A 12,642-nucleotide genomic window follows, 5' to 3' on the forward strand; every position below is an offset into this window, starting at 1 on the left:
ACCGGTGGGGTGGTCCCTCTGTCACGAGAATTCTTTCTGGACTCCACTAACACATCTCAACACAGACTTTCTCTTCAACTCAATACGAGAAAATCTGTGACAGTTGTGACTCCCCACCGGTATTCACCGGGCGCGAGTGATACTTACGAATCCATTAGAGAGAAGCCGGTATAGACACGTTTTCGCTCACCATCGGAACGCCGCTGTTCGACAGAGGCGCCTTTCTTTTTCAGAGTAGAAGTGAACTTGTGTTTCGAGAACACCTCCATACTTTCCGACTTGGCGAACGACTCATAAGCGGAATAGGCCTCATCTTTCCCAACAGAGCCATCCGGTTCTCGGTCAAGGCGACGACTGATGAACCGCTCAACCGAGTTCCCATACGTCTCCCAGATGCGTCGATTATCTGAGGGTGTCGGCTCATTCGTAAACCGGCCCTGTTCTTCGAGACGCTGGTAACCCTCAATCGCCCAATTCAGGATACCTGCTAACTCCTGGTCAGCTGTGAGCTTCTCCGATAGTTTCGGGTCCTGCTCTTGTCGCGGGATGCGCTCAGGGAAGACCACGGTGAGCCACCGATTCCAGAACCCGTCATCCTCTGACGAGCGAGAAGGTGGCTGGTTTGCTGCGAAGATGTGCTTCGTTCGAGGCTCGAATCGGAACGGGTCCTGATTCTTGCGCTCTGCTCGAACAGGATTCCCTGCGGTGAGTTCCTTGATTTTCCCTGCGTTCTTGATGTCGGTCGAGTCAAGGTCGTGCCGAATGTTCACCATTCGACCGACTAACTCGGCCTCACCCCATCGCTGGTTGGCGAGATACTGCACCGAGAGGTTGACTGTACTATCAGCTCCGAATAGCGCCTGAAGCAGGTCGAGAAACACGCTCTTGCCTGCGTCGGTCGGTCCGAGCAAGAGGAGCGCTTTCTTGTGGTTTGTCTGAGGTTGAAGACAGTAGCCGACAAACTCCTGCAACTGCGGAATCTTCTCATCGGGACAGACGTCTTCGAGGAACTCGCGGAATTGAGGGCACTCCGCTTCAGGGTCGTACTCAACGGGCAACCGTGACCGGAAGTTGTAACCCGGACTGAAGTCCGACATCTCTCCTGTCTCGATGTCTACGACTCCGTTAGCGACACAGACAGATGAACCACTTTGACCGAATTTTTCGCGGTCGAGGAATCCACCGGCCTTGAGCCGTCCAATGATTTCCCGTGCCTCGCGCCCATTGTAGTGGAGTTCCAACATCTCCTCCAAACGAGCCTTCACGGTCTGCTCAGCGTCCGATTCATATACGCCCGTCTCGGGATTGTAGCAATACATTTGCTCGTTATCTGAGATTGTGATGAAGTCGTACTCCTTTCGGAGCAGACGGACAGCCAGATCACGGGCAGAGTCAGTCTGTCCCTTCTCCGAGTACAGGTCTTTCACCTGCTTCCAACTGTGGTCTGGTCCCTCTATGCTGACAGACCACGCCTCTGGAGTCTGCCAGAATTTGCTGAAGGCATCGGCATACTCATCGTCCAATTCAGTTATCAACTCAACGACCTCATCGGACTCAAGCGACTGTGCTTCGAGCCGGTCCTGCACTTCTCGGGCGTTAGCGTCTCCCACAGGATGGGCGATGATGCTCTTCTCGTCGGGCCAAATCCAGTCTGATGGTGACTCGATGATGGCCTCCACGATATTACCTTGTATGGCTGTCTGCTGACGCTCGTCGGGATGATCAGGTAGGTCGTATCCTGCCTCACGACCGGCCTCGAAGAGTTCAGCCCACTCTTGCGCCGTCAGGTCGCGGTTCTTCCAATCACCGCAACTGATGACGTCTTGCTCTATCCCGATAAGGTGGAGCGCGTTGCCAGCTACATCGTGCCGGAAACAGTGCCACGTCTCGCCACCTTCGAAGACTTTGAAGTTCGTGCCAGTTTCGGACCCGTGGTAGGGGTGACTGACCCGCTTATCCTCCGAAAATGACGAACTGAGTACGTCGAATACGTCGAGTTCGACATCGTTCGGTGGACTATTGGAAAACGTCTGTACTTCCGATGACTCGAGGGTATCATCTTCGGTGTGGCTCTGCAACCATTCCTCGAATTCGGACGGAGTGTTACAAGTCGTGGGAGTTACCGACAGATGGTCTCCCGTCATCGTGATGTACTGGCCGGAATCGTAGACTTCGATACAGTCAGTATCAATCCACCAGTCCGGTTCCTGCACATCCTTCAACCAAATGTGGAGGCCCGTCGCGGATGGCGATACTTCGGCGTAGGAGTCGCACTCGCGTAGTGCATCGATCACCCACTCCTCTGGCTCACCGGTCTCAGGGTTGCACACATCGTCAAAGTCGATGGCGAGGAATGGGTCATCTTCAGTGAGGACGAAACCAACTTGAAGTCCGACCTGATTCGAGGAGGCTTCAACAGCTTCCTCGAAACTGCCCCACGTCGTTGGGTCATTCGTTCGGGCCGTTCGGCCACTCCCGTTCGGTACTCGGGGGATCTTCCGCTTCCGGTCTCCATCTTCGACCCGCTCCCAACATACCCACTGGTCGAGGGCCTGCAACTCCTCAGGAACAGGATGTTCCGTTTCCTGTTCCTCATCGGATGGATCAGCCAAGCCTAGTTCCTCGTCCGTAATTCGGACTTCTCCACTCATTGGTGACCCTCGTAGAGAATCGTCCCATCGCTCAGACGTGCGGAACTCGCGTAGTTGACTGTCCAGTGACTGCTGTGCAGCTTGTCGAAATCATCGAACTCCTCTGACTCACCGGACTCAGATTCATCAACGACTCGAATACCGTTGAAGTGTGTGACTTTACCCTGCTCGGCAAAATCTTCGTGTGCGTAGCCGTGATGCTTCACGTAGTGGAAGCCTGGCTTCTCTTTGCTCATTGGTTCGTTCTGCTCATCGTTCGGTCGCGGACGGTACACCTGTCGCTCGTCGTGCGATTTGTTCGGGTTCATAGTCGGTCAAGCGCCCGGATCAGTTTTCGACCAGACGCATCTACACAAACGGGCCATTGATACTTAAATGACCTTTGCACTAGTAGTGCAACGCCCCACAAAAAAGATGAATTTAAATTTTGAAGAGGGAATAAAATACAATGATGCTCCAATTGGTGTAGAAAGAAAGCAAACAGAGTATTTGACTTCGAGTACCCCCGTCCAAATTAATCCAATATACCGACTCCCATCACAGCAGTCAAATAGTCTGTCGCGGAGGTCTGAATATGAGCGAGTCCTATCTGGTTGAGGTCAAAAAATCTGTTTTAGTCGAGACTTCTTTGACGCCTAAAGACTTCGACCCAGTGAGCAATCTTACACTTACTGACGATTTCGACGAACGGATTCTGATGGAGTTTACATCACCAGATGACGCGAGAGAGTGGATCAATACACTAAATCCAAAGCTATCTCATAGGGTTGGACGGCTTTCTATTTATGATACTCATCCTCAAGATGAATCTGAGGTAGATGCCTACCTTAGATTCAGTCCCCGACATTGACCGTACATAATTGCGGAAGATATCCTATAACCGAAGTACACCCTCAGGGACGACAGCAGAGTGCTGCGAGGTCGCTCGCAGCGATGTCTGAAGGACCAGTGCGGTAATCGGGAGGCTTCCCTTGACTCCAGTGATTGACTCCTCCTCAAAGTCGTTCGGAGCGATCTGTTGTCCATCTGTCCCTCGAAGCGATTCTACCTCGAAGTGTGGATGACGGAGTAGTCGTCGCATCAGACCAGCCTCTTCCGAGTAGACAGAGACGCGGTCATCGACCTTCGAGAAACTCATAGTCGTCTCTTTCTCGACAGAGTGAAGGGACGTATCTTCTTCAACTGCGTCAACCAGCTCACTCATCATCGTAATCTGGTCGCTCATCGATTGAGGTACCACGTCGGCGAATTCGACGGAGCCGACGTCGTTTCCGTTCAGCCTTCGATAACTCCTCGTGATCGATCTCATCAATAGGCGGAGCTTCTTCTTCGACGAGAGATTCGAGTGCTGCGATGATTCGTTTCTCATTGACTTTCTTCAACTGTGTTGCGAGATCATCATTGACGTCGACGTAGTAGCGAGTCATCGTTCTTCCACCTCATCAAGCAATTGTCCGATGACGTATCCGAGCGGGATACTTTCAGAGTATTCGTAATCGCGATACTTCTTCAACCGTGCGTGCTCCTCATCGGAGACACGCACTCTTTTATGTCTCACCATTTATATAATATATGCGTCGGATAACTTAAATGAAACAAGGATTCACCAGTTGTAGGATTACAGTGACAGAGGCTCATAGAGAGAATCAGCATTTTCCGGTTTGCGAGCCAATGACGGCACCATACGGGTAAATCCGTGGCACATTCGGTTAACGCAGTATAGTGGTCTCAGCCGCTTCTGGAATTAGATCCGAATAGGCGGCTCTGTATAAAAAACCATTTATAAAATATTTAAAATAAAACTATTTGGGCAGAATATTGAATCACTCACCGGGACGGGAAAGTTCTATAGGGTCTTCTCGACTGGTTTGGTCTATGACCGAGTATATGCTCAAATCGTATAGGTTAGAAAATTACAAGTCCATCAAAAACTCGCCCGATATTGATTTGAACGGGCTAACACTCATTTTGGGTCCAAATAGTTCTGGGAAGACAAATATACTTGAGTCTTTGATTTTATTAAAACAATCTCTTGACCAAGGAGATATTAGCTTAACACTCAATGGAGATTATATTGACTTAGGAGAATATAGAGATATTGTCCATATGAAGGACCCTTCTGAGAGGATTGGATACAGGTTCACTTTTCGAAGAGATTCAACAGAGGGTGACGAAGATGTAGAATACGAGTGCCCTATCTGCCACAAAGAATACCTTAGATACGAGGGGCATTATACAAATCATTTAGCCGATGAACATCCACAATTTTGGGAAATTTGTGGTGGAAAATATGGAGAAGATATAAAAAAGTATGAAGACTTCCTCATTTCTGATATGAATGTTGAGATATACCACAAATATAATGAAGAGGTTAAGTCAAGTATGTTTGACGAATTGCGATTTGTTAATCCTCCACCGTTCTCTGGTCTATTCCTCTCTGAACTACGAATACAGGCTACAGAATCCGGATTTACTGTAACTGCCGACGATATTGAAGGAAGGAGAATATTAGAGATCTCGGTCAGAGAAGAGGAGTTGGATGCTGACTATCCAGATGATTTATCTGGCCTAATAAGATTGATTAGAAGAATAGCATTTCTCTATGTCGGAGGGTCTGATGACGATAACAGGCTTCCTTGGCAGTATAGGTACGAAATCAGTAAGAGCGGCGAAAACGGGTCTTTCCCAGACATATACAAACACTCTGAACAACTTGCTGAAATATACGATAGCGTTTACCAACAAGGAATAGAATACGCTAAAAATTATGAGGACAGCATTCAGGCCCTCGCAGCCGGTCTATTAGGTCGAACCAGTTCAATCGCAAGGAGTCAACTGGAGCCAATAAAGATTCTTAGCGAGTCATTAGATGAGCTGGTGCATATTGGTCCACTCAGAAGGAATCCTCAAAGAATATATTTCGGAAGTGGTGGGAGGCCAGGTCAGCTTTACTCTCAAGGAGAAAATATAGAAGATATGATATTTAAGGCTCAACAGAGCGGTGAGTCTCAATTAATAGAGAAGACGAACCAGTGGTTATCTGATTGTGGATTTGATGTTCAATTAGGAATATCTGAGGTTGGATTCGGTGATTTATACCAGTTAGTGGTGGAAGAAGATGGTCTCTCGATAAATTTAGCTGATTCTGGGTTTGGATTGTCCCAGACTTTGCCAATTATTGTTAGAGCTGTGAATATGGACTTAAAAAGAGAGCAAGAGCAGGAGCGCTCCAATATGACCCGCTGGGTCCCACCCCGTTCAAGACAAGTTCAAAATAGGTTTATGATGTTAATTGAACAGCCGGAGATTCATCTTAATCCACGAATAGAAGCTGATATAGGTGACTTTTTCATCGATATTATTGAGAGCGACATAGATTTGATTATTGAAACTCATTCTGAACACCTCCTAAATCGAATACAGAGAAGAGTCGCAGATGATACCATTGAAGATGACCGTGTATCTATATATTTCGTTTCAAAACCGGAGGAAGAGAGCGATATCGAGGAAATTATTATGGATTCAAATGGGAGATTTGACAATTGGCCAGCCGGATTCTTCCAGGACGATTTTGAGGAAGCAATTGAAATCTTGAAAGAATCACTACCAAACTCTGAGACTATTCAATAATGCCTGACTCAGCAGCCGTAGATACGAATATATTGGTTCACGCGTCAGACGGTGATATCGACGCTGACCAGTATATGGAATCTCTCTATATTTTAGTACGCCTTCTTGAAGATAATTTATTTGCGCTGGCTATCGACAATGAATATGAAATATTAGATGAATATCGACAGAATTTGGATTCAATCAACACAGACCACTGCAATGCACTCCAGGAATTTATTCAGCGACAAGTCTACCAGAAACAGGGTGAAGAAGGGGTAGCTATTCATATTCCAATCCCAGAGAGCCAAGTTTCGGAATTAGATGAAATGGGCTTCCATAGCTCAGATATGAAATTTGTTCGAATTGCTCCTGCTACAGGAATGGAAATCATCGCCAGTTCTGATGGACGTTCCTTTTTAGAAGATGAGTATAAAGATTGGATAGAGAGTAATTTAGATGTTAATGTCCACGATACTTCAGAATTCAAAGAATATTTAGACGATTTATAAGCACGGAGGAATTGAGATTGGTCCTCATTCTCACTTATTATCTTGTAGTTAGAGAAGCACCTCCCACGCAGTTTGAACATACGCAGACCCACCTCGACGAACGTAGACATCTGAATACCGAGGGAGTTTAACAGGTGTCACGACAATTGTTCTGTACACCCTGCTACACAGTATTGGAGTTTCTCCTCCGACTCAATCGACCACAAGCCGTGACAGTAGGTACACCCACCGGTAATCAGGCGACCATCTCGTCCGAGGATTGCTGTTTACCGACTTGTCCCTCATCGGTAGAATAGCACAGTCGGACGAGTGGAAAGTTCTGACATAGAATCAACACGAACCATACCGCTCCTTTTCATCCAAACCGTCCATAATTAGGATGTATGAGCTTTCTACCAAGGAATTAAGTTTCCCCACCGTATCAAACATTGCAGAACGCAACACGCTGTCGGGTGCTCCGGAACTGGGAACCCCTCCGTGAACTACACTATACTACCTCAAAGGACCACACTTCACCAATATCGTCTATCCGGAATGTATACTCCCCGGAATCAGATGGAGCAGTAACAGTTCCCGATTCCCGAGTTCTCGTTTCTCCTGCTGGAATTGTTAGTTCGAATTGTGTATCCTCATAAGTGTACCATTCTGAACGATCTCTTTTCACAGATAGGGTAGAGACAATACTACTATCTCGGTTTGCGGTGTTCTCTAATTCCAGACTATAGCTGTACGACTCGTCTGGCTGGAGTGACTCTGGCCCACTATATGAAATCAGTTTGGCCTCTCCGTCACCTAATGGTGAATTTAAACTAAACTCCCCGATTGTTTTGGATGAGACTTTTCCACTAATGTTGTCCTTGATTATGACCTCCGCCTCATATTCACCAAGATCCCAGCCTTCGGTTTCAAAATCGAAGGCTCCTTCCCACTCTTGATACCCTTCTCCGTCTACTAATTGTTGATCTTCGCTTGAGGTTTGAGCAACCCTTGTGCCAGAGGAATCGAAAATTCTCGCTTGTTTCGTTATGTCGTGCTCGCCGTCGTGGACTTGAACGCTGTACCTGTAGCCGATAACAATAGAAGCACCTCGGCCAGCTCCTTCGATAGATCTCGCTGTAACATCCCCGAATTCCTGCCACTCTGATACAAGATTTACATTAGAAACTACGGGCTTTAGCGAGGTTGGTGTTGAACTTCTTGTCGGAGTTGAGGTTTCTATCGGTGAGGGCGTCGGGGTGTTCTCAGCAGTATCTTCTGTCTCCTCTTCACTTTGAGAATCTCCTAAACATCCAGCCAGAAGAGCTAATGATGTGCCCGTGATAACCTCTCTTCGCTTCATAATACCATCTTAACAGGTGGTGGCTTATGATTTTGCCTAACACCATCTCCTCTATCCATAGCGGCAATCAATAGAAGTCAAAGATTTTTGACGACCGCTCATTTTTATGCGGAATATGAAATCCTCTGTGCTACTGGAGCAACTTGCTGATGACTTCGCTTCAATAATCTCTTCTATTGATACAGAGGCAGAACACGATCGATGGCAAGCAGGTATCGGCCCCTTCGAGGAAGAGCGACAAATCGAGATGCTCCGAGATGCTCTCGAAGGAGACATCAGCTACTCCATCGAGACGGAAGCGCCGTATCTTGATGGAGGACAACGTGTTGACCTCTTCATCGAGAGCGAGGAGACAGCGATTCCGGTCGAGGCGAAGCTCCTCCGCTTCCGTTACGACAATGGGAATATTGACCCGAACAGTTTTGCGAAGGTTTTCAGCCCCTTCCCCGAACGGACCACGTCGACCCTCCTCACAGACGCTCAAAAGCTCCACGAGGCAGGCTTTGAGGAGAGTGGCGGACTGCTTGGACTCTACTACGAGCCCGCAGACGAGTCATATGAGCGGATGAGTCCCGAAGCTGTCGCGGAAAAGTTCGCTCTCGATGTCGACTATTGGTATGAATTCGAGGTTGAGCTGAGGAACATCGCTCACTTCGAGGGACTGCGTCACCCTGTGCATCAACAGGGAGCCATCATAACGTGGGAGATTATCGAATGACCCGAGAAATCGGTCTCGTCAGTTGCGTCAAGACCAAGCGAGACGAGCCTGCAATGCCGAAGGAACTCTACACCTCCGACTACTTCGAGAAGATGCATTTCTACGCCGAACAGTATCACGACGACTGGTGGATACTCTCGGCCAAACACGGTCTCCTTGACCCAGACGGAGAGCCTATCGAACCATACGACGAAACACTCAGTGGCGCGAGAGTGGCGACAAAGCGAGAGTGGGCCGAGAGGGTAGCTGGCCAGTTAGACGAGGAAGGCTTGCTTTCGGACGACGTGACGCTCGTTCTCCACGCGGGCAAGGACTACTACGAAGAATTGCTCCCACTCATCGAAGACAGAGGGGTTTCTGTCGAGATACCGACTGAGGGCTTACGAATTGGGAAGACGAAGGCTTGGTACAAGGAACGGATATGACGGAAGCTGATTTCTACGCTCTCGACTGGCTTGACCTCAACTGGTCCGAGTGGAAACCACTCGACGCAGACTCGTTCTCGGGGGTGCCCAAAGAAGCGGGACTGTACCGTATCCGCCATCGGGAAAACGAACGCGACCACCTCGAATATATCGGTGAGTCCGGTGATACACGAAGACGGATTCAGAGCCTCGCCAGAGGAACCTACGCAGAGGAGATGCCCTACCGTGACCCACATACTGCGGCTCCCTGCCTCTGGGCAGTTCGAGATGACGTTGGCTCTGCGCTCGAAGTCTCACACACGACTTCGCCAAAGGCACAAGACGAGCAACATCGTAAAGGCATAGAGGCGGCTCTCATCGCCCTCCACCGACGCGAGACGAACCGTAGCCCGACAGCGAACTTCGGTCGAATCATCGACGGCTACAAGCAATCTTCATACAGCTACAACGATCCTGCGTACAAGGGTGGCCGTCTCGAATCGGGTGAGGAGGAACCTAATTCTGCGAGTGGCATCGAGCCTCCAGACTGGCAGAACTGGTGTGAACCACTCGCCCGAGACTGGATGGGCCTCGACTGGTCGGAGCCGTACCGACTTGCAGAACGCCTCGACGCCGACCCACCTGACACGGGGGTCTATCGTATCTGGTACGAGGGGCAGGCTTCGACCTTGGCATACATCGGGGAATCCAGCAATATCTCTTCACGTCTCTACAACCACGAGCAGACCTTCGGAGAGAACACGCTCTTTGCCTACGCTAAGCGGAGTGATCTCAATGCCCCGCACAAGCGCGCGGAAGTAGAAACTGACCTCATCGGAGCCTACTACCTCGAAATCGGGGAAGCACCGCTCGTGCAGTTTGGATATTCGGGAAACAATCCTCCGTGACCACCGATAATTGGATACCGGGGTTGGTGCTGTCACAACAATTTTTCGGATCCACTTTTGCCACACACATAGTATCAACAGTTCTCTTCGATTCAATTGATTGAGACCTGTGACAGTTGGTACACCCCACCGGTATTCAGTTGATTATGTTGTTCAGTTCTATTGTATACTGAGTTGCTTCCCGCGGGTAGAGTTGTGCGATCAAGCTATCGGTGAGTCCCATTCCTATCGACAGCGTATTCTGACCCTGTAGAGTAACTAAATATATCTCAGATCATATCTTGTCCAGTAGGTCAGACTTCTTTTCCGCAAATTCCTCATCGTTAACGACGCCTTGATCATGTAGTGCTTTTAACTGTTCAAGCTGTTCCAGCGGATCTGGTTCGGAGTTTTTCGCTTGAACAGTATTGGGTTGCTTTGCCTCGGACATCTTCTCGCGAATGAAGCGGGTTATCTCACGGAGTTCATCTTTCCCAGGCTCATGCGCCTCAATATGGTAGGTTTGACCTGGTGTCTGAAGCGTAAGACGCTTGTTTACCAGTCCTGTGTCCATATCGACGCTCGTGATGTTTGAATATGGAACCGATCTTTCATCATTACCGAGGAACTGCGGCACTTTCACCGCGACTCGACGGTCGGTAACCACTGCGCGGACGTAGCCTCTTGTCCCTGACTTTCGGCTGCGGTCGTCGCCAAACAGTGACCCACCTGCTCCAGAACCTTCCACGTCAACCGTCGATCCCCTTGTCAAGAAATGGACGACCTCATCGTCATCAAGGATGTCGACTATCTTCTTTAGTCGATCAGGCGTTACATAGCTTCCACACGGTTTGTCGCTTTCGGGCAGTCGTTCATCTAGAGAGAGTTGTTTCTTATCAGTACTCTCATTCCAGAGCGCTCCAAAATCCGAAATCGGCGTCAGATAATTTTCACCATTCGCCTCACCGGCAGAATCAGCCTTATCTCGAATGTATTCCGCGGCATCTTCCAGTTCTCCTTTATTCTGACTGACGTACATATCATACTCTGCTCTCTCCGTAACGATGGTTAACTTTGATTTTGTAAGGCCAGTCTTGCTCCGAGCATCTTCCACCATCTCATATGATGCTGCCATCGCTTCGTTACCGTTAGCGAAAAAAATAATTCGTTGGTCTGTTATAAGACAGAGACTCCGATTCTCATTAGTTACACCGCTCCCTACGGCCTCCCCGTTTTTTTGAATCCCTTTGCTTACGTTGAAAAAGAAATGGTGCGGCTGCTCATCCTCTTTTAGCACCTCAAGAAGGGGCTTTACTGTGAGGTAGTCACTTTCCAAGCGCTTTGTCGTCACCGTGAGAACATCACTTGTAACGCTATCACCACGGGCGCTTGACGCCAAAGTGTCGGCTTCCCCACCGTCTCCACCGCTTCCGAATAAACCCATATCATCTCGTATTGTCCTTACTACTTAATTGTCACTTGTGTTATTATCACTGGTCAGACCTGGATATGAAAGATTCGAGTATTGTGTGTCGTGTCGCTCGTGAAAACCCTCACCTGTTGATGGTCCCAACAAGGCCAAAAACAACCATCGAAAGAACTAGATGGCTACAGTCAGTAGTTCTTCGTACCGACAGACGGGAGCATCCTGCGTCTCGTCACATCCGCTCGGTGGAACTGTGGACGGTTTGAGCAATAAATGCCTATCGCACAATTCCATCGCTGTGCAGTGATTCCGAAACGAGACGTACGAGAACGGACCCGACGGGATTTGAACCCGCGACATCCTGGTCCGGAACCAGGGACTCTGTCCACTGAGCTACGGGCCCTCGAACACGAGTAGACCGTCGGGTGGTTTAACCGTTGTGAACGGAGGAAAGCGGGGTCGAAAGGAAAGGCGATGTCGATCGTCTCAGGGCGCCTCGCCCGTCTCGATCGTGAAGTCCGCGCGGGGGTACGCGACGCAGGTGAGGGTGTAGCCCTCGTCGAGTTCGGCGTCGTCGAGCATCTGTTGGTTGTCGTGCTCGACGTAGTCCTCGGAGTTGCCGCCGGACGTGATCTGGCCGGCACAGGAGACACACTGCCCCTGGCGGCAGGCGTAGGGGAGATCCCAGCCGTGGTCTTCGCCCTGATCGAGGATCGGCTCGTTGTTCGCGAGCTCGATCGTCTCGCCCTGCTTGGCGAACTCGACCTCGTAGTACTCGATCTCGTCTTCGGGGATGTCGGCGGGACTCGATTCCTCGGCCTCGCCGCCCTCTTCGAGTTCGGCGCCCTCCTCGCCGCCGGCGACCGCTCCCGCGGGCGCCGCGCCGCCGCCGATGGATCGGTTCATCGGCTCCGGGAAGTCCGTCTCCGGCAGGGTGCTCGCGCGCTCGTCGAGCACCTCCTGGGAGATATCACCGGTGGGCGTCCACCCGGTGCCGCGGGCGTAGTGAAGCGCAACCGCGAGAAGCGTCAGGGTCACCCCGAGACCCAGCCCCACGAAGTTGATTTCGACCATATCGGCGGTATGAAGTCGGGGG

Annotated in this window: 12 protein-coding genes and 1 tRNA gene; 6 read left to right on the top strand and 7 right to left on the bottom strand. The window is 49.8% G+C overall.

Annotation, left to right across the window (positions count from 1 at the left end; all coding sequences use genetic code 11):
• Positions 1-143: 143 nt before the first annotated feature.
• Positions 144-2,651, bottom strand: coding sequence for a phage/plasmid primase, P4 family (locus tag OS889_RS02460; protein WP_372386960.1), 2,508 nt, complete (start codon positions 2,649-2,651; stop codon positions 144-146).
• On the bottom strand, positions 2,648-2,959 hold the full coding sequence (locus OS889_RS02465; protein WP_372386962.1) for a hypothetical protein: 312 nt from the start codon (positions 2,957-2,959) through the stop codon (positions 2,648-2,650). Before OS889_RS02465 ends, OS889_RS02460 begins: the two co-directional genes overlap by 4 nt.
• Before the next feature lie 266 nt (positions 2,960-3,225).
• On the opposite strand from OS889_RS02465, the gene OS889_RS02470 reads away from it, so the two are divergent.
• Positions 3,226-3,501, top strand: a complete 276-nt coding sequence (locus OS889_RS02470) for a DUF8081 domain-containing protein (protein ID WP_372386964.1) — start codon at positions 3,226-3,228, stop codon at positions 3,499-3,501.
• Positions 3,502-3,525: 24 nt separating this feature from the next.
• On the opposite strand, the gene OS889_RS02475 is transcribed toward OS889_RS02470, so the two are convergent.
• Entirely contained in the window at positions 3,526-4,020 is a 495-nt protein-coding gene (locus OS889_RS02475; protein ID WP_372386966.1) for a hypothetical protein, read from the bottom strand.
• 506 nt (positions 4,021-4,526) lie between these two features.
• On the opposite strand from OS889_RS02475, the gene OS889_RS02480 reads away from it, so the two are divergent.
• Both OS889_RS02480 and OS889_RS02485 read left to right on the top strand, forming a co-directional pair.
• Positions 4,527-6,281 carry an AAA family ATPase gene (locus tag OS889_RS02480; RefSeq protein WP_372386968.1) on the top strand — a complete coding sequence of 585 codons (1,755 nt, stop codon included), beginning with the start codon at positions 4,527-4,529 and terminating at the stop codon, positions 6,279-6,281.
• Positions 6,281-6,772, top strand: coding sequence for a hypothetical protein (locus OS889_RS02485; protein WP_372386970.1), 492 nt, complete (start codon positions 6,281-6,283; stop codon positions 6,770-6,772). Before OS889_RS02480 ends, OS889_RS02485 begins: the two co-directional genes overlap by 1 nt.
• A gap of 487 nt (positions 6,773-7,259) precedes the next feature.
• Here OS889_RS02485 and OS889_RS02490 read toward each other — a convergent pair whose 3' ends face one another.
• On the bottom strand, positions 7,260-8,111 hold the full coding sequence (locus OS889_RS02490) for a COG1470 family protein (RefSeq protein ID WP_372386971.1): 852 nt from the start codon (positions 8,109-8,111) through the stop codon (positions 7,260-7,262).
• A gap of 115 nt (positions 8,112-8,226) precedes the next feature.
• On the opposite strand from OS889_RS02490, the gene OS889_RS02495 reads away from it, so the two are divergent.
• The 3 genes from OS889_RS02495 to OS889_RS02505 are packed head-to-tail and all read left to right on the top strand — an operon-like array spanning position 8,227 to position 10,141.
• Positions 8,227-8,829 carry a transcriptional regulator gene (locus OS889_RS02495; RefSeq protein WP_372386973.1) on the top strand — a complete coding sequence of 201 codons (603 nt, stop codon included), beginning with the start codon at positions 8,227-8,229 and terminating at the stop codon, positions 8,827-8,829.
• Positions 8,826-9,254 carry a DUF6884 domain-containing protein gene (locus OS889_RS02500; protein WP_372386975.1) on the top strand — a complete coding sequence of 143 codons (429 nt, stop codon included), beginning with the start codon at positions 8,826-8,828 and terminating at the stop codon, positions 9,252-9,254. The genes OS889_RS02495 and OS889_RS02500 overlap by 4 nt, the downstream gene beginning before the upstream one ends.
• The gene (locus OS889_RS02505; protein WP_372386977.1) at positions 9,251-10,141 is read left to right on the top strand and encodes a GIY-YIG nuclease family protein; all 891 of its coding nucleotides are present in this window, start codon (positions 9,251-9,253) and stop codon (positions 10,139-10,141) included. The genes OS889_RS02500 and OS889_RS02505 overlap by 4 nt, the downstream gene beginning before the upstream one ends.
• 274 nt (positions 10,142-10,415) lie before the next feature.
• On the opposite strand, the gene OS889_RS02510 is transcribed toward OS889_RS02505, so the two are convergent.
• The 3 genes from OS889_RS02510 to OS889_RS02520 form a co-directional block, all read right to left on the bottom strand.
• Positions 10,416-11,564: a PH domain-containing protein gene (locus tag OS889_RS02510; protein ID WP_372386979.1), complete on the bottom strand. Its 1,149-nt coding sequence runs from the start codon at positions 11,562-11,564 to the stop codon at positions 10,416-10,418.
• Positions 11,565-11,876: 312 nt separating this feature from the next.
• Positions 11,877-11,949 (bottom strand) — tRNA-Arg (locus tag OS889_RS02515).
• 83 nt (positions 11,950-12,032) lie between these two features.
• Complete coding sequence (locus OS889_RS02520) at positions 12,033-12,620, bottom strand: 2Fe-2S iron-sulfur cluster-binding protein (protein WP_372386981.1); 588 nt, start codon at positions 12,618-12,620, stop codon at positions 12,033-12,035.
• Between the last annotated feature and the right edge of the window lie 22 nt (positions 12,621-12,642).

Origin of the sequence: Halobellus sp. MBLA0158 (assembly GCF_041477585.1) — an archaeon.
Taxonomy (GTDB): domain Archaea; phylum Halobacteriota; class Halobacteria; order Halobacteriales; family Haloferacaceae; genus Haloquadratum; species Haloquadratum rubicundus.